The following is a 26,857-nucleotide window of genomic DNA, read 5'->3' as shown; positions in this document are numbered from 1 at the left end:
ACCACTTCGCCGCGCACGGTGCGCTGCATTTCGGTCACTTCTTCCGGGCGCTCGTCGATCAGCAGGACGATCAGGTGGCACTCGGGGTTGTTACGGGTGATGTTCGCCGCGATGTTCTGCAGCATGATGGTCTTGCCCGCTTTTGGCGGGGCGACGATCAGGCCACGCTGGCCTTTGCCGATCGGGGCGCACAGGTCGATGACGCGGCCGGTCAGGTCTTCGGTGGAGCCGTTGCCGGCTTCCATCTTCAGGCGCTTGTTCGGGAACAGCGGCGTCAGGTTTTCGAACAGGATCTTGTTCTTCGCGTTTTCCGGGCGATCGAAGTTGATCGTGTCGACCTTCAGCAGGGCGAAGTAACGCTCCCCTTCCTTCGGCGGGCGGATCTTGCCGACGATGGTGTCGCCGGTACGCAGGTTGAAACGGCGGATCTGGCTTGGCGAGACGTAGATATCGTCGGGGCCGGCCAGGTAGGACGCATCAGCCGAACGCAGGAAACCGAAACCATCCTGGAGAATCTCCAGCACGCCGTCACCCGAGATCTCTTCGCCGCTTTTCGCGTGCTTCTTCAGCAGGGCGAAAATCACGTCCTGTTTGCGCGAACGGGCCATGTTTTCGATGCCCATCTGTTCGGCCATTTCCAGCAGATCGGTAATCGGCTTTTGCTTGAGTTCAGTCAGGTTCATAAGGGGAGTGACGTAATCATGTATGAAGGGAGGATTAAGCTAATGGCTTAATGAAGCCGCGCCGCTAGAAGGCGATAGGATCGCGCACAGATTCTAATTAGGAGTGCGTCGGCGACGGCGTGCAGGGGGCACTGGAGAAGCAGTGCGAGGCCGAATGTAACACTTGCTTTTTTCGACGTCTAGTGGGTTGAAAAAGAAAAGCCCCGCATTTGCGGGGCTTATTCACATCACAGGTGGGCGTCGAGGAACGCGGCCAGCTGCGACTTCGACAGCGCACCGACCTTGGTGGCTTCGACGTTGCCGTTCTTGAACAGCATCAGTGTCGGGATGCCACGCACGCCGTGCTTGGCCGGGGTTTCCTGGTTGTCGTCGATGTTCAGCTTGGCGACGGTCAGTTTGCCCTCGTAGGTGGAAGCGATGTCGTCCAGGACTGGCGCGATCATCTTGCATGGGCCGCACCATTCAGCCCAGTAATCAACCAGCACCGGGCCTTGGGCTTGCAGGACTTCGGCCTCGAAGGTGGCGTCGGTGACGTGTTTGATCAGATCGCTGCTCATGGATATCTCCAGGGTCGTAAGCAAAAAACGTGGCCCATCATAGCCGGACCCTGACGCAACAGGAAGTCACGGACGATTGACTGTAACTATAGTTGTGCAAGACGCCGCGAATCGAAACCGTCACACAAGTGTCATAGCATCGAATGGCACATTGCCTTGCATCAACCCTTGGCGTGCCGCGCGTTGGCGACAGCCAAGTATCGTGGCAGGATTGCCGGGTTAACGACCGAGAACACTCAGACCATGCCGCATACAACCGCGAAGAACCTGTCTCTGATCGCCGCCATCGACCTTGGCTCCAACAGTTTTCACATGGTCGTGGCCAAGGCTCACCACACCGAGATCCGCATTCTCGAGCGCCTCGGCGAAAAGGTTCAGCTGGCCGCCGGCATCGACGAATCGCGCATGCTCAGCGAAGAAGCCATGGAACGGGGCCTTGAGTGCCTCAAGCGTTTTGCCCAGCTGATCAACGGCATGCCTGCAGGCGCCGTGCGCATCGTCGGCACCAACGCCCTGCGCGAAGCGCGCAACCGCAACGAATTCATCCAGCGCGCCGAAGCCATCCTCGGCCACCCGGTGGAAGTGATTTCCGGCCGTGAGGAAGCGCGCCTGATCTACCTGGGCGTGTCCCACACCCTGGCCGACACCCCGGGCAAGCGCCTGGTCGCCGACATCGGCGGCGGCAGCACCGAGTTCATCATTGGCCAGCGCTTCGAGCCGCTGCTGCGCGAAAGCCTGCAGATGGGCTGCGTCAGCTTCACCCAGCGCTATTTCCGTGACGGCAAGATCACCCCGGCGCGCTACGCCCAGGCCTACACCGCCGCGCGCCTGGAGCTGATGAGCATCGAAAACGCCCTGCACCGCCTGACCTGGGACGAAGCCATCGGTTCGTCCGGCACCATCCGCGCCATCGGCGCCGCGATCAAGGCCGGCGGCCTTGGCAATGGCGAGGTCAACGCCGAGGGCCTGGCCTGGGTCAAGCGCAAGATGTTCAAGCTGGGCGAAGTCGACAAGATCGATTTCGACGGGGTCAAACCCGACCGCCGCGCCATTTTCCCGGCCGGCATGGCGATCCTCGAAGCCATCTTCGACGCCCTGGAGCTGCAGCGCATGGACCACTGCGACGGCGCCCTGCGCGAAGGCGTGCTGTTCGACCTGCTCGGCCGCCACCACCATGAAGACGTGCGCGAACGCACCCTCAACTCGCTGATGGAGCGCTACCACGTCGACCAGGGCCAGGCCGCCCGCGTCGAGCGCAAGGCGCTGCATGCCTTTGACCAAGTGGCGAAAGCGTGGGGCCTGGAAGATGGAAACTGGCGCGATCTGCTGGGTTGGGCGGCAAAAATCCACGAAATCGGCCTGGATATCGCCCACTACCACTACCACAAGCACGGCGCCTACCTGATCGAGCACTCCGACCTGTCGGGCTTTTCCCGCGAAGACCAGCAGATGATGGCCCTGCTGGTGCGTGGCCACCGCCGCAACATTCCCAAGGACAAGTTCGCCGAACTGGGCGATGAAGGCGTGAAACTGCTGCGCCTGTGCGTGCTGCTGCGCTTCGCCATCCTGTTCCACCACATCCGTGGCACTCAGCAGATGCCCAAGGTGCAACTGCAAGCGGGCGACAACAGCCTGGAAGTGGTATTCCCGCAAGGCTGGCTGGAGCAGAACCAACTGACCCAGGCCGACTTCGCCAACGAGGCGGAGTGGCTGGCCCGGGTCAATTTCGTCCTCAGCGTACGTTGAGTACCGGGTTGCTCAGGCGCTCCAGCAGGGTCGCCTGGGCACTGCGCGGGTTCTGGTTGCCGGTCGGGCTGCTGCGCACGTAGCGCCCGTCAGGCTGCAGGGTCCAGGCGTGGGTGTTGTCGGTCAGGTAGCTTTCCAGCTCCTTCTTCACCCGCAGCAACAGCTTCTTGCCCTCTACCGGGAAGCACGTCTCCACACGCTTGTCGAGGTTGCGCTCCATCCAGTCGGCACTGGACAGGTAGATCTGCTCTTCGCCGCCATTGAGGAAGTAGAACACCCGCGTGTGCTCCAGGAAGCGGCCGATGATCGAGCGCACCTGGATGTTGTGCGAAACCCCCGGAATACCTGGGCGCAGGCAGCACATGCCACGCACCACCAGGTCGATCTTCACGCCCGACTGGCTGGCCTTGTACAGCGCCTTGATGACCTTGGCATCGGTCAGCGAGTTGAACTTGGCGATGATGTGCGCAGGCTTGCCTTCCAGGGCGAACTGGGTCTCCCGGGCGATCATGTCGAGCATGCCCTTCTTCAGGGTGAACGGCGCGTGCAGCAGTTTCTTCATGCGCAGCGTCTTGCCCATGCCAATCAGCTGGCTGAACAGTTTGCCGACGTCCTCGGTGAGGGCGTCGTCGGAGGTCAGCAGGCTGTAGTCGGTGTACAGGCGGGCGTTGCCGGCGTGGTAGTTGCCGGTGCCCAGGTGCGCATAGCGCACGATCTCGCCCTGCTCACGGCGCAGGATCAGCATCATCTTGGCGTGGGTCTTGAAGCCGACCACACCGTAGATCACCACGGCGCCCGCGGCTTGCAGACGGCTGGCCATCTGCAGGTTGGACTCTTCGTCGAAGCGCGCCCGCAGCTCGATCACCGCAGTGACTTCCTTGCCGTTACGCGCCGCATCCACCAGGGCGTCGACGATCTCCGAGTTGGCGCCTGAGCGGTACAGGGTCTGGCGCACCGCGAGCACGTGCGGGTCCTTGGCGGCCTGGCGCAGCAGGTCGACCACCGGGGTGAACGACTCGAAGGGGTGCATCAGCAGGATGTCCTGCTTGCCGATCACGCTGAAGATGTTCTCGGCGTTCACCAGCAGCTTGGGGATCGCCGGGGTGAACGGGGTGTATTGCAGCTCCGGGTGGCTGTCCAGGCCGGTGATGCTGAACAGGCGGGTCAGGTTGACCGGGCCATTGACCTGGTACAGCTCGCTCTCGCTCAGGCTGAACTGCTTGAGCAGGTAGTCGGACAGGTGTTTCGGGCAGGTGTCGGCCACTTCCAGGCGCACGGCATCGCCGTAACGGCGCGAGAACAGCTCGCCGCGCAGGGCGCGGGCAAGGTCGTCGACCTCTTCGGAGTCCAGCGCAAGGTCGGCGTTGCGGGTCAGGCGGAACTGGTAGCAGCCCTTGACCTTCATGCCCTGGAACAGGTCATCGGCGTGGGCATGGATCATCGACGACAGGAACACGTAGTTGTCGCCCGCACCGCCCACCTCTTCCGGCACGCGGATGACCCGCGGCAGCAGGCGCGGCGCCGGGATGATCGCCAGGCCCGAGTCGCGGCCGAAGGCGTCGACGCCTTCGAGCTCGACGATGAAGTTGAGGCTCTTGTTCACCAGCAATGGGAACGGGTGGGTCGGGTCGAGGCCGATCGGGGTGATGATCGGCGCGATCTCGTCGCGGAAGAAGCGCCGCACCCAGGTCTTGAGCTTGGGCGTCCAGTGACGGCGGCGGATGAAGCGGATCGCGTGCTTTTCCAGCTCCGGCAGCAGCACGTCGTTGAGGATCGCGTACTGGCGCTCCACTTCGATGTGCACCAGCTCGCTGATGCGCGCCAGCGCCTGGTGCGGCTGCAGGCCGTCGGCACCGGCCTGCTCACGGGCGAAGTTGATCTGCTTCTTCAGGCCCGCCACGCGGATCTCGAAGAACTCGTCGAGGTTGCTGGAGAAGATCAGCAGGAACTTGAGGCGCTCGAGCAGCGGATAGGACTCATCCAGGGCCTGCTCCAGCACGCGAATGTTGAACTGCAGCTGCGACAGTTCGCGATGAATGTACAGGCTGCTGTCGTCAAGGCTCGGAATGTTGATGGCCGGCGTCGGCGCCGGTGCAGGCACGGCGGCCTCGACCACCGGTTCCGGGGGCTCGGGCAGGTCTGGCGGGGTTTGCACCAGCTCTTCGGGGACGGCCTGAGCATCCTTGATCGCGACAGGGGTGAGCACTTCATTATTCATCTGGACGTTCCTGAGGACGTTAACGCCCTATCATCAATTGAGCGGGACGATAAGCGGCCATTATGACGCCTGTGTTACACCTGTAGGCAACCCTGCGACTTGTGGCCGAAGGCATTGTCCGTGTAGGAATTGTTCACGTCGAGACACATTTGGACACTTTCACGAAAGCGCGCGAAGGGGTAGGCTGCGCGTTCATTTCGCCAGCACCTCAGAAAATGCTTCAACAATTCCTGCAGGATTTCGGCTACTTTGCCCTTTTTCTAGGCACCTTCTTCGAAGGCGAGACCATCCTGGTGCTTGCAGGATTCCTCGCGTTCCGCGGGTACATGGACATCAGCCTGGTGGTGATCGTGGCGTTCTTCGGCAGCTATGCCGGCGACCAGCTGTGGTACTTCATGGGGCGCCGCCACGGCCGCAAGATCCTTGCGCGCAAGCCGCGCTGGCAGGCGATGGGCGACCGTGCACTCGAGCACATTCGCCGCCACCCCGATATCTGGGTGCTGAGCTTCCGCTTCGTCTACGGCCTGCGCACGGTGATGCCGGTGGCCATCGGCCTGTCCGGCTACCCGCCGCGGCGCTACCTGCTGCTCAACGGCATCGGCGCGGCGATCTGGGCCCTGGCCCTGGGCGCCGCCGCCTACCACTTCGGGGCGATCCTCGAAGGCATGCTGGGCAACGTCAAGAAATACGAACTATGGGTGCTCGGCGGCCTGCTGCTGCTGGGTGTCCTGCTGTGGCTGCGCCGACGCTTTCGCACCCTGCGCGCGGAGCGCAAGGCGGCGGCAGACGCCCAGAGCCCAGAAGCTGCAGAGGCTGTAAGCAGCGAGCAGGAACCACGCCAGGGGCGTGACCAGCACTAGGCCAGACACGCCGGCCAGGTACAGCGCCGGCGCATTCGACAGCAGCCGCGCCAGCTCCAGGCGCGCCGCCCACGGCCGGTTCTCCAGGGCCGCACCCAACACGAACAAGCCAAACGCCATGACCGCCCAGCCCAGCACCAGGGCGGCGCCCGGCACCTTTTCAGCCACATCCATCAAGTAACTGCCCAGGGCGATGTAGGCCACGAACTGCACGGCCACATACACCTGCTGCGCACGCCCCAGGGCGACCTCGAACTTGCGAAACAGCGCCAGGTTCTGTTTGGCCTGTGGATAACGCGCCGCGACATCCGCAGGGCGCCAGCCGGTCGGCATGAACCAGATGCGCAGCTTGTCGCGCCAGCTGCGGGTACGCCGGGCGTCGTCCCAGAGCTGAGCGTAGAACTGCAGGTTGGCCCACAGCGGATTCCAGCTCGCCAGCGGCGTGGTCACGCCAAACACCACCGGCTCGGCCGGGTCTTCTTCCTTGAAGGTGCCGAACAGGCGGTCCCAGAGAATGAACACCCCGCCATAGTTACGATCCAAGTAGACAGGATTCTGCGCATGGTGAACGCGATGGTTGGACGGTGTGATCAGTACCCACTCGAGCCAGCCCAGCTTGGGGATGTGCCGGGTGTGCACCCAGAACTGGTACAGCAGGTTCAACGACGCCACGGTGATGAACACCAGCGGCGGCACACCGATCAGCGCCAGCGGCAGGTAGAAGATCCAGGAGAAGATGAAGCCGCTGCTGGTCTGGCGCAGGGCGGTGGTGAGGTTGTACTCCTCGCTCTGGTGGTGCACCGAATGCGCGGCCCACAGCACGTTGCGTTCGTGCCCCAGGCGGTGCAGCCAGTAGTAGCACAGGTCATACAGCACGAACGCCAGCAGCCACACCCACCAGGCCTGCTGCGGCAAATGCAGCAGCGCCAGGTGCTCCCAGGCCAGCGCATAGGTGAGCAGCCCTACGCCCTTGGTCAGCAACCCGGTGCTGGTGGACAACGCCCCGGTGCTCAGGCTGTTGATCGAGTCGGCCACGGTGAAATTGCGCTGGCCGCGCATGCGGTCGGCAATCAGCTCCACCGCGATCAGCACGAAGAAAAACGGCACGGCCAGCAGAATAAGGTCCATGGAGCTCGCCTCGAAGGTTATCCACAGAGATTAGGATGCGCCCGCGCCAACCCCTATGGCCACATCTGCCAAACTAGAGGACATTTAGCGCCTCGAAACTGGAGTAATGAGCATGACAAAAAAGGTAGCGGTGATTCTGTCCGGCTGTGGCGTGTATGACGGTGCCGAAATCCACGAAAGCGTGATCACCCTGCTGCGCCTCGACCAGCGCGGCGCGCAGGTGCAGTGCTTTGCGCCGAACATCGCGCAGATGCATGTGATCGACCATCTGACCGGCGAAGAAATGCCCGAATCGCGCAACGTGCTGGTGGAATCGGCGCGCATTGCCCGGGGCGAGGTGAAGGACATCCGCGAAGCCAAGGCCGAGGACTTCGATGCGTTGATCGTGCCGGGCGGTTTTGGCGCGGCCAAGAACCTGTCCAGCTTTGCCGTCGATGGCCCCGAGTGCAGCGTGCACCCGGACGTGCTGGCCCTGGCCGAAGCCTTTGCCGAGGCCTGCAAGCCGGTCGGCCTGATCTGCATTTCGCCGGCGCTGGCGGCGAAGATCTATGGCCCGGGCGTGGTCTGCACCATTGGCAACGATGCCGGCACCGCCGGTGCGATGGTGAAGATGGGCGCCACCCATCAAGAATGCGATGTGCATGACATCGTCGAAGACACCCAGCGCAAGCTGGTGACCACCCCCGCCTACATGGTGGCCAAGTCGATCAGTGAAGCGGCGGGCGGCATCTACAAGCTGGTGGACCGTGTGCTGGAGCTGACCCACGAGGGTGAGTGATCAGCCCTTGGCCAGGCGGGTGAGGATACGATCCAGCGCATTGGCGAACGCCTGCTTCTCGCGTTCGCCATAGGGCGCCTGCCCGCCGCCGACCTGGCCCTGCTCGCGCAGCTCGGTGAACAGGTTGCGCACCGCCAGGCGCTCGCCCATGTTGCGCTCGTCGAACTCGCGGCCGCGTGGGTCCAGCGCCGCCACGCCCTTCTTGATCAGGCGGTCGGCCAGCGGCACGTCGCTGCAGATCACCAGCTCGCCAGGCATGGCGTGCTCCACCAGGTAGTCGTCGGCGGCGTCCATGCCGCTGGGTACCACGATCAGCCGCACCACGGCGAAGGCCGGCTTGGCCACGGCCTGGCCGGCCACCATCACCACCTCGAGCTTGCGCTTGAGGGCGAACTTGACGATCAGGTCCTTCGCCGGTTTGGGGCAGGCGTCGGCGTCGATCCATATGCGCATGTCGCAATCTCTTCTGTCAGTGCCGGCCTCTTCGCGGGGCAAGCCCGCTCCCACAAGAACACCTCTGAGCCTAAGGCCTGTGGCGATCCTGTGGGAGCGGGCTTGCCCCGCGAAGAGGCCGGCAGCATCAACAACTAAACGGCAGCCCGGCGCTTCTCGGCCAGGCGACTGCGCCCATACAACACCACAATCGCCAGCAACGCCACCGCCTGGGCGGCCAGCGAGTAGGCATCGGCATGAATCCCCAGCCAGTCGAACTCGAAGAACGCCACCGGCCGCGTGCCCAGCACGCCGGCCTCCTGCAGGGCCTTCACGCCATGCCCGGCGAACACCACCGACAAGGCACACAGCAACGCGGCGTTGATGCTGAAGAACAGCGCCAGCGGCAGCTTGGCCGAACCACGCAGGATCACCCAAGCCAGGCCCACCAGCAGCACCAGCGCCGTGGCACCACCGGCCAGCACCGCCTGGTGGCCAGCTGGGCCGGCCTGCAGCCACAGGGTTTCGTAGAACAGGATCACTTCGAACAGCTCGCGGTACACCGAGAAGAACGCCAGCACGGCAAAGCCGAAGCGCCCGCCGCCGCTGACCAGGCTGCTCTTGATGTAGTCCTGCCAGGCCGCGGCGTGGCGGCGGTCGTGCATCCACACACCCAGCCACAGCACCATCACCGAGGCGAACAGCGCCGTACAGCCTTCGAGCAGTTCACGCTGGGCGCCGCCGACGTCGATCACGTAGGCCGCCACCGCCCAGGTGGCGAAACCGGCGACCAGCGCCAGGCCCCAGCCGATGTTGACGCTGCGCACCGCCGACTGCTGCCCGGTGTTGCGCAGGAAGGCCAGGATCGCGGCCAGCACCAGAATGGCTTCCAGGCCCTCGCGCAGCAGAATCAGCAAGCCGGAAATGTAGCTCAGCGACCAGCTCAGGCCATCGCTGCCCAACAGCTTGGAAGCCTGGTCGAGCTTGACCTTGGCTTCGGCCAGGCGCTGTTCTGCCTGGGCGACCGGCAAGCCGTCCTGTAGCGATTGGCGGTAGGCCATCAGCGACTTTTCGGTGTCCTTGCGGGTTTGCGTGTCGATGTTGTCCAGCGAGCTTTCCACCAGCTCGAAGCCTTCCAGGTAGGCGGCTACCGACAGGTCGTAGGCCTGGTCGTGGTCACCTGCGCGATAGGCGGCCAGGCTCTTGTCCAGGGTGCTGGCGGTGTATTCGAGCAGCTGCGCCGGGCCACGCTTGGCCTGCGGCGGCTGTGCGCGCTGGGCACGGAAGGCCTCGACCGACGCGGCGCCTTCGTTGGCGGCGACTTCGGCCGGGGTCTGGCGGGCCAGGTCGGCGAGGTTCCAGGTCTTGTCGCCCTTGGCCGCCTGCGGGTTGGCCGAGAAGCTGGCGATATAGGCTGCCACGTCCCAGCGCTGACGCTCGTCGAGCTGGTCGGCGAAAGAGGGCATTTCGGTGCCGTCGATGCCCAGGCCCAGGGTGTTGTACAGGTCGTACAGGCTGAGCTGGTCGAGGCGTTCGGCGTTGCGCAGATCGGCCGGTGCCGGCTCCAGGCCCACGCCGGCCGGGCCATCGCCCGCCCCCGTGTCGCCATGGCAGATCGAGCAGTTCTGCGCATACAGCGAAGCGCCGCGGGCCGGGTCCGGGGTAATCACCGGCGCCTGGCTGACCTCGTAGGCCACGGCCAGGCGTGCGCCCAGCTGGCGCGCCTGCTTGGCGACTGCGGCGCCCTCCTGGCGCTGGTCGATGGCCTGGCGCAGCGCTTGGACGCCCTGCTCCAGGGCGTTTTGCTCGGCATTCGCCGACAAGCCTTTGACCAGGTCGGCCAATACCGCGCTGAATTCCTGCTGCTCGCGGTATTCACCGTCGTCGATCACCTTGCCGTCACGCACGGTCGGCGGGTAGTCGGCACCGATGTAGTCGAGCAAGTGCAGGGCCTTGCCGGCCTCGGCAGGGGATTCGGCCAGCACCACGGTGCTGCACAGCGCCAGCATGGGCCACAGCAACCAGGCAAGCAGACGGGAACGGGAATTCATGGCCAATCTCGAAGGGAATACGAAAGAGAACATTGTTCACTTCCACTCAGCTTCGCTCAAGGTTTACGGACGGATTTCATGAAAAATCTTGAGACAAATGCTTGGCGAGGGCTGCGCCCTCGAATCGCCGGCAAGCCGGCTCCCACAGGATTTCTACAGGCATCAAGGGCGGCGCCACCCTTGAAACAACAGGTACAAATTGAACCCAACCTGCCAAATCATCGTTACTAGCCTGAATAGGCAAACCAACAGGAGGTAGGGAACATGGATCGTCCCCATTCAAATCAGCTGAGAATTGGCAGGTTTTCAGAAAGAAACCGGCTGTACCTTCTCACCAGCACCACGTTGCACAGGGCGCCTTTACTGGGCGGGTTCCACTCGGCTCGGCTGCTGATCAACCAGTTACGCCAAGCCGAGATAGAAGGCGCGACCCGGTCTTTAGCCTGGGTCGTGATGCCAGATCATTTTCACTGGTTGATCGAATTGGGGCCGGTGAGCCTGAAAACGTTGATGCGTCGGGTAAAGTCGCGCAGCACCTGCGTCATCAATCGCCATCTGGGGCGATATGGAAGGCTCTGGCAGAAGGGTTTTCATGACCGGGCGTTGCGCCGAGAAGAGGACGTGCAGGATGTGGCGCGCTACATCGTCTTGAACCCTAAGCGGGCAGGTCTGGTTGACCGAGTGGGGGATTATCCGCACTGGGATGCGATCTGGCTTTGACTGTCAGGGCTTCATCGCCGGCAAGCCGGCTCCCACAAGGGCGGCGCCCTACCTGTGGGAGCCGGCTTGCCGGCGATTGGGCCTCAATGCTTGGCGGCATCCTTCCAGCCACCGCCCAACGCCAGGAACACCCCAATCTGCCCCATGGCCACCTGGCTATTGGCCGCCGCCAACTGCGCACGCATGTCGGTGTAGGTACGAGTCGCCTGCAGGTCCGCCAGGAACGACTCGCGCCCCGCCTGGTAATAGCGGTGCGTCTGGTCCGCCGCTTCCTTCGCCGATTTCTCCGCCTCGGCCAGCGCATCACGCCGATCCAGCAAGGCGCTGTACTGCGCCAGGCGGGTCTGGGTTTCGCGAATGGCGTTCAGCACCACACCGTCGAAGTTCGCCAACGCCGCCTGGGTCGAGGCCTCGGCCATGCGAATACGCGCGCGGGTGCCGTTGGTGGGGATGGTCCAGCTGATCTGCGGGCCAAAGCCCCAGCGGTTGGTCGAGGGCTCGCCGAGGTTCTCGAGGATACCGATGGTGCCCACCTGGGCGCCGAAGCTGATGTCGGGGTACAGCGCGCCGGTGGCCACGCCGATGGTCGCGGTGGCGGCCGCCAGCTGGCGTTCGGCCTGGCGCACGTCGGGGCGGCGCTTGAGCAGTGCGGCGCCGTCGCCAACCGGCACCAGCTGGTTCAGGTGCGGCAGCTCGGCGCAATCGGCGGTGCCGGCGGGCAGTTGGTCCACCGGCTTGGCCAGCAACGCGGCCAGGGTGTACATGCCGGTCTCGCGCTCGGCCTTGAAGCGCGGCAGTTCGGCGCGCAAGGATTTGAACTGGGTCTGCGAGCGGGTGACCTGGGTTTCATCGCCGCGCCCGGCATCACGCAGGCGCTGGTTGAGCTGCACGCTCTGCTCCTGCAAATCGAGCGATTCGCGGGCAATGTGGTACTCCTCGTTGGCCGAGCACACCTGGGTGTAGGCCTTGACCACGTCCGCCACCAAGGTGATGCGGGCCGTGTCGGCGGCGGCCTGCACGGCGTCGGCATTGGCCTTGGCCGCTTCGGTACCGCGCTTGAACGTGCCCCACAGGTCGAACTGGTAGGAGGCGCTGATGATCGCTTCGCCGATATTGGCCACCGGCACCTTCTCGGGCAGCAGGAAGGCTTCGCCCGACTCCTGCAAGCGCTGGGCGCCGGCCTTGATGCCGCCGTTGAAGCCGCCCTGCGACTCGGCCACTTCGACCTGGGCGCGCGCCTTGGCGATGTTGGCCGCCGCCACGCGCAGCTCGGTGTTGGCACTCAACGCCTGGCGCACCAGTTCGTTCAGGCGCTGATCCTGATACAGCTGCCACCAGTCCTCCGGCACCGGCGCCGACACCACGCTATCGGCATCCTGGCGCAGCGGGCCGTTGAGGTCGCTGCGCTGCACGGCGGCGTCCCTGGGCACTTCATAGTCAGGGCCGACCATCATGCAGGCCCCCAGCGACAGGCAGAAACCCGCCAGGATCAGCTGTTTCATGGGTTCTGCCCCTCGATGATCGACACCGTGGCAGTACGCCCGGCGATCATGCGAAAGTCTTGCGGCACTTCATCGAAGGCGATGCGCACCGGGATCCGCTGGGCCAGGCGCACCCAGCTGAACGCCGGGTTGACGTTGGGCAGCAGGTTGGCGCCGCTGCTGCGGTCGCGGTCTTCGATGCCGGCGGCAAAGCTCTGCACCCGGCCGCGCAGGCGGGTGTTGTCGCCCATCACGCGGATGTCCACGGCATCGCCGATGTGGATGCCGCCCAGCTTGGTCTCTTCGAAGTAGCCATCGACATGGTAGGACGCGCTGTCGACCACCGACAGCACCGGGTGGCCGGCGGTGACGAACTCGTGGTTACGCGGGGCGCGGTCGTTGAGGTAGCCATCCACCGGGCTGCGCACCACCGAACGGTCGAGGTTGAGCTGGGCGGTATCCACCGCCACCTGCGCCTCGCTCACCGCCGAGCGGGCACGCGCCTCGCGGGACTGGCTCTCTTCCAGCTGCTCGGCCGCCACCAGGTTGCCCAGCTTGCGGTTGCGCTGCGCCTCGCGGGAGGCCTGGGCCAGGGTTTCCTGGCGCTCGCCCAGGGTGGCCTTGGCCTGGCGCAGGGCCAGGCTGAAGCGGTCCTGGTCGATGGTGAACAGCACGTCGCCGCGCTTGACGGTCTGGTTGTCGCGCACCTCGACTTTCTGGATCAGGCCAGAAACGTCCGGGGCAATCTGGATCACGTCGGCGCGGATGTGGCCGTCGCGGGTCCAGGGGGCGAACATGTAGTACACCACCATCTGCCACACGAGCACGGCGGCGAAGGTCACTACCAGCAAGGTCAGGACCACACGGCCCAGGGTCAGCAAAGGTTTTTTCATGGCAGCATCAGGCTTCGGCAAAAGTGGTCCACCGCGCCAAGCAGCACGGCATACAAAGCAACGTTGAACAGCGCCCGGTGCCAGACCAGGCGGTAGAAGTGCAGGCGCACCAGCACGGCGTGCACCCCCAGAAACAGCAGGTAGGTGCAGAACATCATCACCAGCAGCGTGGGCAGGAACACCCCGCTGATATCCACTTCACCGATCACAGGGGCGCTCCGTCGAGCCCGGGGGGCAGTTGCGGTTGTTCGGCAGGCTCGAGCATCACCTCCACACCCGGCAACAGCGCCAGGCGCAGGCCGCTCAGGGCATGCAGCAGGTGGGTGCGGGCATCGCCGCGTTCGTAGAGCTCATCCAGGTTCAGCGCCTGGCGCGCACGCTCCATGTTGCGCAGCAGTGCGGCCGGCGCATGCAGGCGTTCGCCGGCGCGCAGGCAGGCCGCGTAGTGGCTGCCCACTTCCTCGATCACCGTTTGCAGGCGTTCACGGGCCTGGGTGCCGGCACGCGGCAGGTAGGCCAGCAGGTCGAGCAGGTTCAGGCCAACGCGCACGTCGCGCAGGGCCACGCCGCTGTCCTGGCCGGTCTGCGACAGGCGCGGCAGGTGCTGCATCAGGCGGTCGAGCATCTGCACGCCGACCTGGCGATGCTCGGCCAGGCTGGCCGGCTCGGTCATTTCGACGATGTCGCGCCAGAGGAAGCGGGTCATGCGCTTGGCTGCCAGTTCCACGCCGAACGGGCGCATCACCAGGGTCCAGATGAAGGCGAACAGCAGCCCGACCGGGCCGGCCAGGTTGGAGTTGAGGAAGGTGAAGAAGTCGGCGTCGTAGGCGCCCTGGATGCTGATGAAGGTGGAGGTGTTGACGATGGTCAGCAAGGTGCCCAGGTAGAAGCGCGGCTGCACGGTCAGGGTGCCGATGCAGATGAACGGCACGGCAAAGGCCAGCACCAGCATCGGGAAGTCGTGCAGGTTGGGCAGCACCAGGAACAGGTACAAGCTGGAGAAGATCACCGACATCAACGTCCAGAAGAAGAACCGGTAGATCTGCGGCGCTGGGTCGTCCATGGCGGCGAAGAAGCTGCACGACACGGCGGCGAGGATCACCGCGCTGGCGCCGTCGTTCCAGCCCAGGCCGATCCACAGGCCACAGGCGACGATGATCGCCAGCACCGTGGACACCACCGAATAGAGCATCAGGCCACGGTCGAAGAACGCCGTCAGGCGGCCCAGGCGCCAGTGCCGGTAGACGGCGCGCCAAGGCGTGGCGTCGTCGGTGCGCAGGGCGTGTTGCAGGGTGCAGCAGTCCTGCCAGAGGTCGGCCCATTCGGTCAGGCGGTACAGGGCGTTGGACAGCAGCAGCTCGGCTTTCTGGTCGAGGGCGGCAGCGCCTGGCTGCAGGCGGTCGATCTGTTCGTGCAGCGCCGTCCAGCGCGCTACCGAGGCGCTCTGGGCGGTGCCTTCGAGCCATTGGCGCGCAGCCTCGAGCACCGGTTGCAGCTGGGCAAAATGCGCCGGGGCACGGCCTTCGAGGGCGACCAGGGCATCATCCAGGGCATCGATCACCGGCAGCAGGTGAATCATTCGGCCGCGCAGTTCGCGGGCGTTTTTCAGGGTGTGCGGGCCGGCGCCTTCATGGCCGAGCTGGCCGATCATCAGTTCCAGGGAGTTGAAGGTGGCGACCATCGCGCCACGCATGCTGCCGACCTTGTCGGCAGCCACGTCACGGGCCAGGTAGGTATCGCTGTAGCGGATCGCCTCCTGGAACCAGTTGCCGGTGGCGCCGACCACCACGGGGGCCAGGCGCCGGGGCCAGAAAATCGCGCCGACCACCGCCGCGCAGACGATGCCCAGGCAGATTTCCTGGGCACGCGAAGAGGCCACGTCGAACACCGCCAAGGGGTTGTCGACGACCGCCAGGGCAATCATCGGCAAGGTGTAGCCGGCCAGCATCAGCACGTAGTTGTTGGCCGTGCGCAGGTTCAGCGACAGGTACAGCAAGGTGCCGGTCCACAGGGCGATGGCCACCGTCAGCAGCAACGGCGACTGCACCAGCGGCGGCACCAGGAAGATCGCCCCGCCAGCACCCAGCAACGTACCCAGGGCGCGATACAGGGCCTTGGAGCTGGTGGGCCCGACGAATGGGCTGGAGACGATGTACACGGTCGCCATGGCCCAGTACGGGCGCGGCAGCTGCATGAGCAGGGCGATGTACAGGGCGATCATCGACGCGGCGAAGGTGCGCACGCCGTAGAACCAGTCGCGGGCAGGCGGCACCGAGCTGAAGAAACCGTTCATGCCACCCCGCCTGCCGTGCCCAGGCCCGCGGCTTCGAAGGCGCGCAGCACGCGCAGGGTGGCCTGCAGGTCGGCGTCATCGATACCCTGCAGCACCTCGTGGCGCACCCGCACCAGCTCCGCTTCGATGGCTTCGGCCAGGCGCCGGCCTTCGGCTGTCAGGCTCAGGGCCTTGGCGCGGCGGTCCAGCGGGTCTTCGCTGCGGCACACCAGGCCGGCCTTGCACAGCTGGTCGAGCAGGCGCACCAGCGACGGGCTTTCCAGGCCGGCGGCCTGGGCCACGGCCACCTGATGCACGCCATCGCCCAGGCGCACGATCATCAGCAACGGCGCGGCGCAGGCTTCGGAAATACCGTAGCTGGTCAGGGCCGCATGGCAGATCCGCCGCCAATGGCGGGCGGCAACCACCATGCCGGTGCTGACTTGCAGGCGCAGGGAGTCAAGGGTCATGTAGAAGAACCAAGGATATTCATAGTTTGCTAACTATCAATATACGCCTTGCCCTCCCCCTGTCGTCAACCGGGGGCGACGAGGGGAATGGATGAAGAGTTGTTCATTCTGGGGGATGAGGTTGTCGGGGCCGGCCCTTTCGCGGGGCAAGCCCGCTCCCACAAGTTCAAGCCCAGTGGGGCCTCTGTGGGAGCGGGCTTGCCCCGCGAAAGGGCCGAAGCAGGCAAAGGAGGTTCATGGCTGAACCTGATCCTCCAGCTTCATCGCCAAGGCCAAGGTGCTGCCCATCTGCACCGCCCGATCCCGCCAATCCAGGTACCGCGCCCCATCACACCGGCTGAAATGCACCGCCAGCTCCTCGGCCGCCTGCATCACCCCGGCCGCCGCCGCCAGCTCCAGCCAGTAAAGCGCGGCCTTGAGATCAGCCTCCACACACAGGCCATGCAACAGACGATAGCCCACCTCGAAGCGGCAACGTGCGTCCCCGCGCTCCGCGCCACGGAAGAACCACTGGTAGGCCTGCACCAGGTCGACCTGCCAGCCCAACGCGGCATCGCACACTTCTTCCTCGTACAGATCGCCCAGCGCCGCCGCAGCGTGCAGCATGCCCCGCTCGAAGGCCTGCCGGTAACATTCCGCCGCCTGCACGTAGGACGCCTCGACGCCCTTGCCGAAATAATGCTGCTGCCCCAGGTTGAACCAGGCCGGCGCATTGCCCTGCAACGCCGCCATGCGCAGCAGGTGCCCGGCCAGCACGGTGTCGGCGCGCCAGTACTTGCCATTGAGCCAGACCCAGCCCAGGTCGTTGAGCGCCGCCACATTGCCAGCCAGCGCCTGCTGGCGCAGGTCGGCATACACCGCCTGCAGGTCGGCGGCTTCATCCAGCCGGCTGACCAGCAACGCCCGCTGGCTGGGCAACCCGACGCCTGCGAACAGCCGCTGCCGCCTGCCGGCGGGGGTGGGTGCGCAAATGACCTGCTCCGGCAGAAGACGGGCGAGCAGCGAATGGATATTGCTGACAGCAGACATGTTCATCCTCATTGAACGACCCACAGGCCCGACCGCGGCTGTGATGAGGCGTGATTCTGCGTGACGTCACGTCAAAACCTGTCGCGAACGATTCGGCGGGGGCAACCAATTGCGTATTCGTTGATCTGATCGATTCATGGCTAATTGCCATGACCCGATCATGCCGCCATGCTAATGCGGCAAGCCTAGACAAGGACGTTCCCTTTTGCCGTTCGCCACCACCCGCGCCACCCTCAGCCGTCAATGGGCAATGCTGCGCCAGCTGCCCAGCCGCTCTCCGGGCATTACCAGTGCAGAGCTGGTGTGGCGCCTGCGCGATGTGGGGTTCAATGTCAGCAAACGCACGGTGGAGCGCGACCTCAACGAGCTGTCGCTGATCTTTCCGCTGGAGCGTAACGACAAGAGCATTCCGTTTGGCTGGCATTGGTCAGTGAATGCCGGCGCGGAGCTGCGTGGCAACTTCGACCTGCAGGGTTATCTGCGTGGTGAGGCCCTGCAGCCGGCGCAGGAAGAGGGCTTGCAGCTGCAGGCCTGGGTCAGCGACCAGGTGGCGCGGCAGTTGCGGGAAATGCCGTTGAGTGCGGGCATGCAACTCACCGCCCTGGAGCAGGGGCACCGGCTGCAGGTCACCCTGGAGGATGGCTGGGGGGTGCGCTGGTGGGTGTTGAGCCAGGGGGATGGGGTGAGGGTGGAGCAGCCTGATGAGCTGCGCGATGAGATTGCCCGGACCTTGAACAACGCGGCTGCGCAGTATCAGGCGTAGTGGCCTGTCCTGGCCCTATCGCCGGCAAGCCGGCTCCCACAGAAATTGCAGCGCTTTCGAGGTCTGCGGTGTACCTGCGGGAGCCGGCTTGCCGGCGATAGGGCCGCAGCAGATCAGCGCTGCATCCCCCAGCGCCGCACGGTCAGCCGCTCCAGGGTATTGAACACCAACCCTTCCACCAGCAACCCGATCAGGATCACCACCGCCAACCCGGCAAACACCTTGTCGGTATACAGCTCGTTGCGGTTCTGGAAGATGTACCACCCCAGGCCGCCCTTGCCGCTGCTGGCGCCGAACACCAGCTCGGCGGCGATCAAGGTGCGCCAGGCAAAGGCCCAGCCGATCTTCAGCCCCGACAGAATCGACGGCAGCGCCGCCGGCACCAGGATGTGCAGCACCAGGCGCAGCCCTTTGAGGCCATAGTTGCGCCCGGCCATGCGCAAGGTTTCCGAGACGCCGAGAAAGCCGGCATAGGTATTGAGCGCCAGCGCCCACAGCACCGAATGCACCAGCACGAAGATCAGGCTGTTGTCGCCCAGCCCGAACCACAGCAGGGCCAGCGGCAGCAGGGCGATCGCCGGCAGCGGGTTGAACATCGAGGTCAGCGTGCCCAGCAGATCACGGCCCAGCTGGGTCGATACGGCCAGGCTGGTCAGGCCGAAGGCCAGGACGATACCCAGCACATAGCCCTTGAGCAGAATCACCAGCGACACGCCGACCTTGGCGGGCAGCTCCCCGCTCAAAAGGCCGTCCCACAGGGCTGCCGCGGTTTGCAGGAAGGTTGGCAACAGCAGGTCGTTGCCCTGGTAACGGGCAATGGCCTCCCACAATGCGGCGATCACCACGAGGATCACCGCCTTGCGCAGCCAGCCGTGCTGCCACAGGCGCTGGGCCAGTGGCAGGTTGCGCTCCAGCGGCACACTCAGCAGCGGCTGCAGCTGCACTTCGTATTCCTGCCGAACAGGGGTAGTAGTCATGGCTCGAGCTCCTGTCAGTAGGCGATACGAATGTCGTTGAAGCCCAGGTCTTGGGCCTGTTCGGGGGCATCGGCCTCGTCGAACAGCAGCCGATGGATGCGCCTGGCGCTGGCCTGGAAGTCACTGGCGCCGAGGCTGCCGAGGTCGTACTGGTGGCTGTGCACCTCGGCCCGCACGCGCCCGGGGTGCGGCGACAGCAGCAGGATACGGTTGCCGACCACCAGCGCTTCTTCGATGGAATGGGTGACGAACAGCAAGGTGAAACGCACCTCCTCCCACAGCAGCAACAGCTCCTCCTGCATCTTGCGCCGGGTCAGCGCATCGAGGGCGGCGAACGGCTCGTCCATCAGCAGGATCTTCGGCTGGGTGGCCAGCGCCCGGGCAATCGCCACTCGCGCCTTCATGCCGCCCGACAGCGTGTGCGGGTAGGCATCGGCAAATGCCGCCAGGCCGACCTTGTCCAGGTAGTGCAGCGCCCGCTCCTCGGCCTCGGCGCGCCTGAGCTGGCCAGACACCAGCAACGGGAACATCACGTTCTGCTTCACCGTCTTCCAGGGCGGCAGCTGGTCGAACTCCTGGAACACCACGATGCGATCGGGGCCAGGGCCGCTGACCGGTTGGCCCTGCAGCAGAATCTGCCCTTCCTGGGGGCTGATGAAGCCGGCCACGGCCTTGAGCAAGGTCGACTTGCCGCAACCGGACGGGCCGAGCAGCACGAAGCGGTCGGCGCGGTCGACTTCGAAGCTGACCTGGTGGGTGGCCCGCACCACGCGCTGGGCGGTGCGGTATTCGAGGCTCAGGTTGTCCACCTTGAGCAACGCAGGTGTAGCGACACGGCTCAGGTTGCTGGCCGTGTGGCCTGGCAATGGGGCGGTCATCGGCGCTCAGCTCCCCTGCAGCGGGCGTTCGTCCTGGAAGAAGTAGTCCTTCCACGACTCCGGCTTGTGCTTGATGGCGCCGACCCGGTACAGGAAGTCGGCCAGCTTGTAGGTGTTCTTCGGCGTGACGGTGAATTCGTACTGCGGGTTGTCGATCAGCTTGATCAGCGCGTCGCGGTCGATCTTGGCCTTGGTCACGCGGATGTAGGTGTCGGCGGCGGCGGCCTTGTCCTTCTGGGCGAAGTCCGCGGCCTCGGCCAGGGCATCGACGAAGGCCTTGTAGGTCTTGGGGTTGTCGTTGCGGAATTTTTCGGTGGCGAACAGCAGCGTCGGCGAGTTGGGGCCGAGCAGGTCATAGCTGTTGAGCACCACGTGCACATTCTTGTTGGCCAGCGCCTGGTCCTGGAACGGCGGGTTGGAGAAGTGCCCGTTGAGCTCGGTGCCGCCGGCCAGCAAGGCGGCGGTGGCATCCGGGTGCGGTACGGCCAGGGTGTACTTGTCGAGGCGGTTGTATTCCTTGTCGCCCCACTGCTGGGCGGCGGCGTACTGCAGGAAGCGCGACTGCACCGAGACGCCCACCGCCGGCACGGCGATGCGGTCCTTGTCGGAGATGTCGGCGATGGTTTTCACGTTCGGGTTGCTGCTGACCAGGTAGTACGGGAAGTTGCCCAGCGAAGCCACGGCCTTGACGTTCTGCCGGCCCTTGGTGCGGTCCCACACGGTCAGCAGCGGGCCGACGCCGGCACCGGCGATGTCGACCGAGCCGGACAACAGCGCATCGTTGATCGCCGCGCCGCCGGAAAGCTGGGCCCAGTCGACTTCGATGTCCAGGCCCTGCTCCTTGCCATGTTTTTCGATCAGGTGCTGGTCACGCACCACGTTGAGCAGCAGGTAGACGATGCCGAACTGCTCGGCGATGCGGATCTTGCCTTCGGCATGGGCCAGGGTCGGCGCGGCAAGGCTGCCTAGAACCAGGCTGGCGCCCAGGCCGATGCTTGCCGCCAGGCGGCTGATGGAGTTGCGCATATGGGTTTTCCTCAGTCGTCAGAACGGGGCATCGCCCTGGATGGTGGTGCGGAACAACTTGCGCCGCAGGTGCGCGGGGCAACCGGTGGCCAGGTGGATGAGCGAGCGGTTGTCCCAGAACACCAAGTCGTGGGGCTGCCATTGGTGGCGGTAGATGTTCTGCTCCAGCACGCTCAGGGCATACAGCTGCTGCAGCACGTCGCGGCTCTCATCGGCGGGCAGGCCGACGATGCGGGTGGTGAAGCCTTCGCTGACGAACAGCGCCTTGCGGCCGTTTTCCGGGTGGGTACGCACCACCGGGTGGATCACTTCCTGCACCTGGGCCAGCTGTTCGGCGGTCAGGGTCGGGCGCCAGTTGCCCTCGAACTTGGTCTCGGCGTAGCGCGCGGTGTAGGAATGCGCGGCATCGCGGCCTTCGACCACCTTGCGCAGCGCCGGCGGCACCGCGTCCCAGGCTTTGTGCATGTCGGCGAACAGGGTGTCGCCGCCTTCGCTTGGCAGCTCCTGGGCGTGGAGCATGGAACCGAGGCTTGGCAGCTCCTTGTAGGAGAGGTCCGAATGCCAGAACTTGCCGGCATCGCCCAGGCCGATGTTCTGGCCGTTCTCGATGATGTTGGAAACGATCAGGATCTCGGGGTGGCCCGCCAGCAGGAACTGCTTGAGCACGTGGATCTGCAGCTCGCCGAAACGGCGGCTGAAGGCGATTTGCTGTTGCGGGCTGATGCGCTGGTCACGAAACACCAGCACGTGGTAGTCGAGATGGGCGCGGTGGATACGGCTGAAATCTTCGGCATTGACCGGTTTGGCCAGGTCCAGGCCGATGATTTCGGCGCCCACGGCACCGGAGAACGGGCGGATTTCGAAGCTTTGCGGCTGGGCGCTGTCGATGGACGACAAGGCGTTCGAGGCGGCGGACATTGTTCACTCCCACGCAGTGCGCGACTTCATGGCGCGCAACGATCAGAAACGCACGGGGTTTACCCGTGTGGGTTCGAGTCGTGCGGCGCATCGATTGGTCGACGGGTACGCAGTGGGGGTGACTATAAAGTCATAAGAATAATAATTTAAATACCGTTAATGAATAACGATATGAAGGGGGCAGTGCGCGCTTTTGGTGCTGAAGGGGGTCAGATCAACCCGCCCTCCTCTTCTTCCTCGATCAGGTTGTTCAAGCTGCCGAGCGCCTTGCGCGCCGTGGAGCGGTTGAGCAGCTTGGCCTGGGCACCGGGCGGCAGGTCGGTGATGCTGAACACGCCTTTGGCAGTCAGCACTTCGATCAAGTCCTCGAGCACCCGGATCATGTCCAGGTCGCTCTGCTTGAGCTGCTTGAGGCTGTTCTCCACCACGTCGTCGGCAAACCATTCCTGGATTTCGGCGTGGTCGGCCGGGAGGATTTCCGTGTATTCGGCATAGGGTGCGGCTTCTACCCGCAGCAACTGGCCATCGGCGTCGCGTTGCACGTAGAACATGGCGTCGTCCCTCGTCACGATGATTCCTTGTTGGTAGACAGCAGCATAGGCAAAGTTCTCCGGGCGCGTCAGCCCGGCGCATGAGTATGCGCTGCGCGAGGGTGGGAGAAAAGACCGCTGCCGCGGTGGCCAGGTACGGCCACCGCGGCAGTGGGGTCAGTTGTTGTCGATCTTGATGGTCGGGTCGGCACCGCTGATCAACGAGTTGATCGTGGTATTGGACCAGTTCACCCCTTCGAGCTTGATCGTCACGTCGGCATTGGCCAGGCCGCCGGCCGCATTGAGCTTGCCCTCGGTGCTCACCTGCAGGGTCGAGGAGCCATCGACGGTGGTGATCTTCAGGAAGTTGTCGATGGTGCTGGCCTTCTCGCCCTGCAGCAGGTCACGCAGGTCGAGGCGGTCGCCCTCGCTGGACTTGAAGTCCTTGATCACATCGTTGCCCAGGTCGCCGGCCTTCCACACGAAGGTGTCGGCACCGCTGCCACCGATCAGGATGTCGTTGCCCTGGCCGCCGATCAGGGTGTCGTTGCCCGAACCGCCCAGCAGGATGTCATTGCCCTTGCCGCCATCGAGCAGGTCGTTGCCACCTTGGCCGAAGATGATGTCATTGCCCGCGCCACCCATCAGGGTGTCGGCACCGTCGTTGGCGCCGGAGACATCGAATTCGGTGTAGTGCTCGCTGACGTACTTGTGCATCGCCCGCGCGTCCACATCACCGGCATCGACGCCCAGCTTGCTGGCGACATACCCCTGGATCGCTTCGACACCGGTACCGGCGATCGACGGGAAGGTCAGCAGGTCGCCGAAGATGATGTCGTTGCCATCACCGCCGTTGACCGTGTCGTTGCCCGGCTGGGTGACTTCGGTGTGGCCGAGGATCGCATCGGCCAGCTTGCTCGGGTCGATGTTGGTCTGCGGCTTGCCATCGGTGTCGTAAGGCTTGAGATCGCTGGTCTTGACGTCGTTGTTGAGGCCGATGGCCTCCACGTCCGAAAGCCCCGCCAGGATCTTGAAGCTGTCGGTGGAGTTGGTGGTGGTGGCTTTGTCGGTGCTGTTGCCAGTACCGGCCAAGGTCGACAGCTCGTAGGTGCCATCGCCCTGGGCGTGGATCGAGTACGAGCTGTAGTTGTACCAGCTGCTGCCGTACTTGTACTGGACGGTCATGGAGCCATCGGAATCGATGTTCACCCGGGTGCTGCTGTCCACGCTGCCACGGTAGACCGTGTCGCCCATCTTGTAGTTGATCGACGACAGGTAGGTATCGAGGTTGACGTTGCTGTAACCCAGTTTCGGGTTGCCCTGCTCGTTGGTCTGGTAGTAGGTCGGCTGGCCATCGGTAATGAAGAACGTCTGGTTGCTGCCCGTGCTGCCGGCGTCCTTGAGGTTCTGGAACCAGTTGGCAGTAGTCTTGAAGGCGTCTTCGTAGTTGGTGCCGCCGTTGGACTTCAGGCCGTTCAGGGCATTGAGCAGCGTCTGCAGGCCGGCGTCGTTGAGGGTCACCGAAACGGTGCTCTTGACCTGGGTGGCGAAGTCGACCAGCAGGATGTTCACGGTACCCGACTGCGAGCCCTTGACGCTGGCGGCCAGGGTCTTGAACACCGACTCCAGCGAGCTCTTCGCCGCGTTCACGCCCGAGGAGCCCATGCTGCCCGAGGTGTCGACGATGAAGGCGATGTTGTAGTCCTGGCCCGGCACCACGTGCAGGCCGCTGACATCGGCGACGATGATGTCGTTGCCATCGGTGCCGGTGATGTTGTCGCTGTCGGAGGACAGGTTGCTGGTGGTGTACGCCTGCGGGTAGACCGTGACCTTGATGCTGCCTTCGCTGGTGGCGGTGCTGCCGCCAACGCTCTCGGTGGAGGTCGAGGTGACCTTCACGTCGAACTGGCCGGCGTAGTAGGCCGGCGGCTTGATGGTCAGGCTGCCGAGGTTCCAGCCGGTGACGTCCACCGGGCTCGAGCCGACGGTGAAGGTGTGGCCTGCGTTGTCGGCGACCACCGAGCCTGCCGGGATGCCGCTGAGCTTGACGTTCAGGCTCTCGGAGCCGTCGGTGTCGGTCAGCCCGGTGCTGATGCCCACCAGCTTGACCGGCGCGCCGTTCTCGCCGCCTTCGTTGAGCTTGTAACCGTCGTAGTAGCCCTGGCCGTTGCTGCCATGCAGGTCGGACACCGTGACCCCGGCGCCAGCCAGCGCACCGACGTTCGGGTACATCGGGATGTTGGCACTGTTGAGGTCGGTGACCGCGCCGTTGCCCACCTTGATGTTGATGTCGAGGCTGCCTGGGCCTGCCTGGTTGGCGTTGTAGATTTCCAGGGTGTAGTAGCCGCTGGTGGTCGGCGTGAAGCTGCCGGAAATGCTGCCGCTGCCCGAGCCCCAGGTGGCGCCGGCGACGTTCTTGCCACCGATGACGATCTGCAGGCTGTCGTCGGCGGTGCCGCTGAAGGTGTAGGTCTTGCCGGCTTCCAGGTAGATCAGGCCGGAGGTCTTCGAACCGGTGCCCGGGGTGACGGTGGCCGAGGTATCGACCGTGTTCACCAGTTCACTCTTGCTGGCGTTGCCGGAGTTGGCGAACACGTTCTTCAGCGCATCGCCGGTGATGCCATTGCCGTTGGTGCCCAGGCCGGAGAGGCTGGTCCAGGTTTCCTTGGTCAGGCCGAGCGAGTTGACGTTGTTGCTGCCGATGCTCAGGTCCGGCTTGTCGGCAACCGGGGCGATGTCGACCTTCAAGGTCGCCTCGCTGCCCGCGTCCTTGCCATCGGTTGGCTTGTACTTGATCTGCGCGTAGTCGGCCTGCTTGTTGCCCACGCCGCTGCCGCCGTAGCCGTCGATGCCCGACTGGTTGGCCAACGGCACGAACTTGAGCTTGCCTGCGTCAATGTCAGCCTGGCTGATGGTCTGGCCGGCCTTGACGTCGACCCAGCTGGTGCCGTTGAACAGTTTCAGCGTGCCGGCGTCCGGCAGCTTGGTGATGGTGATGCCCAGGCTGCTGGTCGGCGAGTCGACGTCGCGGACATTGAAGTCGTTCCAGCCCAGCACCAGGTCGGTGTCTTCCTGGCCGGTGACGGCGCCGCCGGTGCTGACCGGCGCGTCGTTGACCGCGATGACGTTGACCGTGGTGGTGGCGGTGTTCGAGGTGTTGACGCCATCGGTCACGGTCACCGTGATGATCCGCGGCGTGGTGCTCGGGTCTTCACTGGTGTTGATGAAGGTGATGTTCTTGATGGCCTGGATGTAGTCGGCCAGCGATGCGTTGCCGCTCAGGGTCAGCACCACCTTGCCGTCGGTGCTGTTGGCGTTGATGGTGATGCCACCGACGCTGTTGCCCAGGTTCAGGGCATCGCCTGGCTGGCGGTTGGTCAGGATCACGGTGGCGCCGGTGAGCATCGAGCTGTCGAAGTCGGTGATCGACACGTCCACATCACCGATCGACACGCCACTGCCCGGCTGGTTCTCGGTGAAGGTGGTCTGGTAGTCGGCGCCGGTCTTGCCGCTGGAGTCGTTGGCGTCCAGGTCCAGCACCGGGGCGGGCTCGAAGATCTGCGTGGTAACGCTGCCGGCGGTACCGCTGACTTCCAGCTTCTCGAAGTTGCCGCCGGTGGCCGAGTCGACCTTGACGGTGAACTGCTCGGTGCCTTCGGTGACGTTGTCCTTGAGGGTCGGGATGGTGAAGTTGGCGGTGGAGCTGCCAGCCTTGATCGTCACCGTGGTCACGCCGGTGTAGTCCGCGCCGTTGGTGGCGGTGCCGGTGTAGCTCAGCTTGACCGTGACATCGGTCTTCGCCGGGCTGGTCAGGGTCAGCGTGTAGGTGGCGTTGCCGCCCTCGGCGACGGCCGTGGTGCCGGTGATCGACAGGGTCGTGGTGTCGATGGTGTCGGCGATGTTGGCGACCGCGGTGGCGCCGGCCACGCTGGTGGCTTCGAAGTTGCCGCCGTTGATCGCGGTGACGGTCGCGGTCATCGTGCTGGCGTCGTTGTACACGTCCTCGCCATTGGGGTTCGGTACCGCCAGGGTGCCTTTGCCGGTGGCGTCGAGGTTGACCGTGTAGTTGGTGCCGGCGACGTTGACGGTCAGGGTTGCCGGGCTGCCGCTTTGTGGCGGGTTGCTCAGTTGGAAGTTGAAGATGACGTTGGCGTCGCCTTCTTTTGCCGGGTTGGCCGTGACCGCCACGGTGGTGGTATCGATTGTGTCGGCGATGTTCGCGGTCGCAGTGGCGCCGGTCAGGCTGACGTTCTCGAAGTTGCCGCCGTTGACTGCGGTGACCGTGGCCTTGAGGGTGCTGGCGTCGTTGTAGACGTCTTCACCATTGGGGTTCGGTACCGCCAGGGTGCCTTTGCCGCTCGCGTCGACCTTGACCGTATAGTTGGTGCCCGCGACGTTGACGGTCAGCGTGGTGGCGCTGCCGGCTTGTGGCGGGTTGCTCAGCTGG

22 protein-coding genes and 1 pseudogene are annotated in these 26,857 nt (G+C 64.6%); 5 read left to right on the top strand and 18 right to left on the bottom strand.

Annotation, left to right across the window (positions count from 1 at the left end):
• Together rho and trxA are read right to left on the bottom strand one after the other, a co-directional pair.
• On the bottom strand, nt 1-683 hold a 683-nt coding region (rho, locus tag B3E94_RS12020), incomplete at its 3' end, for a transcription termination factor Rho (protein ID WP_286913669.1).
• A gap of 227 nt (nt 684-910) precedes the next feature.
• Entirely contained in the window at nt 911-1,240 is a 330-nt protein-coding gene (trxA, locus tag B3E94_RS12015; protein ID WP_009684153.1) for a thioredoxin TrxA, read from the bottom strand.
• 243 nt (nt 1,241-1,483) lie between these two features.
• Here trxA and ppx point away from each other — a divergent pair, with 243 nt between their 5' ends.
• Entirely contained in the window at nt 1,484-2,986 is a 1,503-nt protein-coding gene (gene ppx, locus B3E94_RS12010) for an exopolyphosphatase (protein ID WP_176511620.1), read from the top strand.
• Here the strand turns inward: ppx and ppk1 are convergent.
• Nucleotides 2,973-5,204, bottom strand: a complete 2,232-nt coding sequence (gene ppk1 / locus B3E94_RS12005) for a polyphosphate kinase 1 (protein ID WP_176511619.1) — start codon at nt 5,202-5,204, stop codon at nt 2,973-2,975. The two genes, ppx and ppk1, sit on opposite strands and share 14 nt — an antisense overlap.
• Nucleotides 5,205-5,419: 215 nt before the next feature.
• Between ppk1 and B3E94_RS12000 the strand changes: the two genes are divergently transcribed.
• Complete coding sequence (locus B3E94_RS12000; protein ID WP_236235968.1) at nt 5,420-6,064, top strand: DedA family protein; 645 nt, start codon at nt 5,420-5,422, stop codon at nt 6,062-6,064.
• A 501-nt stretch (nt 6,065-6,565) separates the two neighbouring features.
• On the opposite strand, the pseudogene B3E94_RS11995 reads toward B3E94_RS12000, so the two are convergent.
• A pseudogene (locus tag B3E94_RS11995) lies at nt 6,566-7,123 on the bottom strand (sterol desaturase family protein); the annotation flags it as partial.
• A gap of 181 nt (nt 7,124-7,304) precedes the next feature.
• Between B3E94_RS11995 and elbB the strand changes: the two are divergent.
• A complete protein-coding gene (gene elbB, locus B3E94_RS11990; protein ID WP_286913667.1) occupies nt 7,305-7,970 on the top strand; it encodes an isoprenoid biosynthesis glyoxalase ElbB in 666 nt (221 codons plus the stop codon).
• Here elbB and B3E94_RS11985 read toward each other — a convergent pair whose 3' ends face one another.
• The gene (locus B3E94_RS11985) at nt 7,971-8,423 is read right to left on the bottom strand and encodes a YaiI/YqxD family protein (RefSeq protein ID WP_236235967.1); all 453 of its coding nucleotides are present in this window, start codon (nt 8,421-8,423) and stop codon (nt 7,971-7,973) included.
• Between the two features lie 134 nt (nt 8,424-8,557).
• Complete coding sequence (locus B3E94_RS11980) at nt 8,558-10,486, bottom strand: FTR1 family protein (RefSeq protein ID WP_286913666.1); 1,929 nt, start codon at nt 10,484-10,486, stop codon at nt 8,558-8,560.
• A 231-nt stretch (nt 10,487-10,717) separates the two neighbouring features.
• Here B3E94_RS11980 and B3E94_RS11975 point away from each other — a divergent pair, with 231 nt between their 5' ends.
• On the top strand, nt 10,718-11,173 hold the full coding sequence (locus tag B3E94_RS11975) for an REP-associated tyrosine transposase (RefSeq protein WP_286913664.1): 456 nt from the start codon (nt 10,718-10,720) through the stop codon (nt 11,171-11,173).
• Nucleotides 11,174-11,256: 83 nt separating this feature from the next.
• Here B3E94_RS11975 and B3E94_RS11970 read toward each other — a convergent pair whose 3' ends face one another.
• The 6 genes from B3E94_RS11970 to B3E94_RS11945 form a co-directional block, all read right to left on the bottom strand.
• Nucleotides 11,257-12,675, bottom strand: coding sequence for an efflux transporter outer membrane subunit (locus B3E94_RS11970; protein WP_286913663.1), 1,419 nt, complete (start codon nt 12,673-12,675; stop codon nt 11,257-11,259).
• Nucleotides 12,672-13,547: an HlyD family secretion protein gene (locus B3E94_RS11965; RefSeq protein ID WP_236235964.1), complete on the bottom strand. Its 876-nt coding sequence runs from the start codon at nt 13,545-13,547 to the stop codon at nt 12,672-12,674. Before B3E94_RS11965 ends, B3E94_RS11970 begins: the two co-directional genes overlap by 4 nt.
• Nucleotides 13,544-13,756 (bottom strand): DUF1656 domain-containing protein, encoded by a 213-nt coding sequence (locus tag B3E94_RS11960; protein ID WP_176511611.1) that lies wholly within the window; start codon nt 13,754-13,756, stop codon nt 13,544-13,546. Before B3E94_RS11960 ends, B3E94_RS11965 begins: the two co-directional genes overlap by 4 nt.
• Complete coding sequence (locus tag B3E94_RS11955; protein WP_286913662.1) at nt 13,753-15,840, bottom strand: FUSC family protein; 2,088 nt, start codon at nt 15,838-15,840, stop codon at nt 13,753-13,755. The genes B3E94_RS11960 and B3E94_RS11955 overlap by 4 nt, the downstream gene beginning before the upstream one ends.
• On the bottom strand, nt 15,837-16,289 hold the full coding sequence (locus tag B3E94_RS11950; protein ID WP_176511609.1) for a MarR family winged helix-turn-helix transcriptional regulator: 453 nt from the start codon (nt 16,287-16,289) through the stop codon (nt 15,837-15,839). Before B3E94_RS11950 ends, B3E94_RS11955 begins: the two co-directional genes overlap by 4 nt.
• Before the next feature lie 234 nt (nt 16,290-16,523).
• Nucleotides 16,524-17,318, bottom strand: coding sequence for a tetratricopeptide repeat protein (locus B3E94_RS11945; protein ID WP_286913660.1), 795 nt, complete (start codon nt 17,316-17,318; stop codon nt 16,524-16,526).
• A gap of 205 nt (nt 17,319-17,523) precedes the next feature.
• Here B3E94_RS11945 and B3E94_RS11940 point away from each other — a divergent pair, with 205 nt between their 5' ends.
• Complete coding sequence (locus B3E94_RS11940; protein ID WP_286913659.1) at nt 17,524-18,081, top strand: WYL domain-containing protein; 558 nt, start codon at nt 17,524-17,526, stop codon at nt 18,079-18,081.
• Between the two features lie 113 nt (nt 18,082-18,194).
• On the opposite strand, the gene B3E94_RS11935 is transcribed toward B3E94_RS11940, so the two are convergent.
• The 6 genes from B3E94_RS11935 to B3E94_RS11910 all read right to left on the bottom strand — a co-directional run.
• Complete coding sequence (locus B3E94_RS11935; protein ID WP_286913658.1) at nt 18,195-19,058, bottom strand: ABC transporter permease; 864 nt, start codon at nt 19,056-19,058, stop codon at nt 18,195-18,197.
• Nucleotides 19,059-19,072: 14 nt separating this feature from the next.
• Nucleotides 19,073-19,936, bottom strand: a complete 864-nt coding sequence (locus B3E94_RS11930; RefSeq protein WP_286913657.1) for an ABC transporter ATP-binding protein — start codon at nt 19,934-19,936, stop codon at nt 19,073-19,075.
• Between the two features lie 6 nt (nt 19,937-19,942).
• Nucleotides 19,943-20,962: an ABC transporter substrate-binding protein gene (locus B3E94_RS11925; RefSeq protein WP_286913655.1), complete on the bottom strand. Its 1,020-nt coding sequence runs from the start codon at nt 20,960-20,962 to the stop codon at nt 19,943-19,945.
• 18 nt (nt 20,963-20,980) lie between these two features.
• Entirely contained in the window at nt 20,981-21,880 is a 900-nt protein-coding gene (locus tag B3E94_RS11920) for a TauD/TfdA dioxygenase family protein (protein ID WP_286913654.1), read from the bottom strand.
• Between the two features lie 209 nt (nt 21,881-22,089).
• On the bottom strand, nt 22,090-22,431 hold the full coding sequence (locus B3E94_RS11915; protein ID WP_176511654.1) for a tryptophan synthase subunit beta: 342 nt from the start codon (nt 22,429-22,431) through the stop codon (nt 22,090-22,092).
• Between the two features lie 156 nt (nt 22,432-22,587).
• Nucleotides 22,588-26,857: immunoglobulin-like domain-containing protein (locus B3E94_RS11910; protein WP_286913653.1), on the bottom strand; the 4,270-nt coding region annotated here is incomplete at its 5' end.

The organism is Pseudomonas sp. UBA6315, assembly GCF_002438125.1.
Taxonomy (GTDB): domain Bacteria; phylum Pseudomonadota; class Gammaproteobacteria; order Pseudomonadales; family Pseudomonadaceae; genus Aquipseudomonas; species Aquipseudomonas faucium.
Note: the sequence above shows the minus strand (reverse complement) of the source record. Positions and strands in the feature narration are given on the sequence as shown.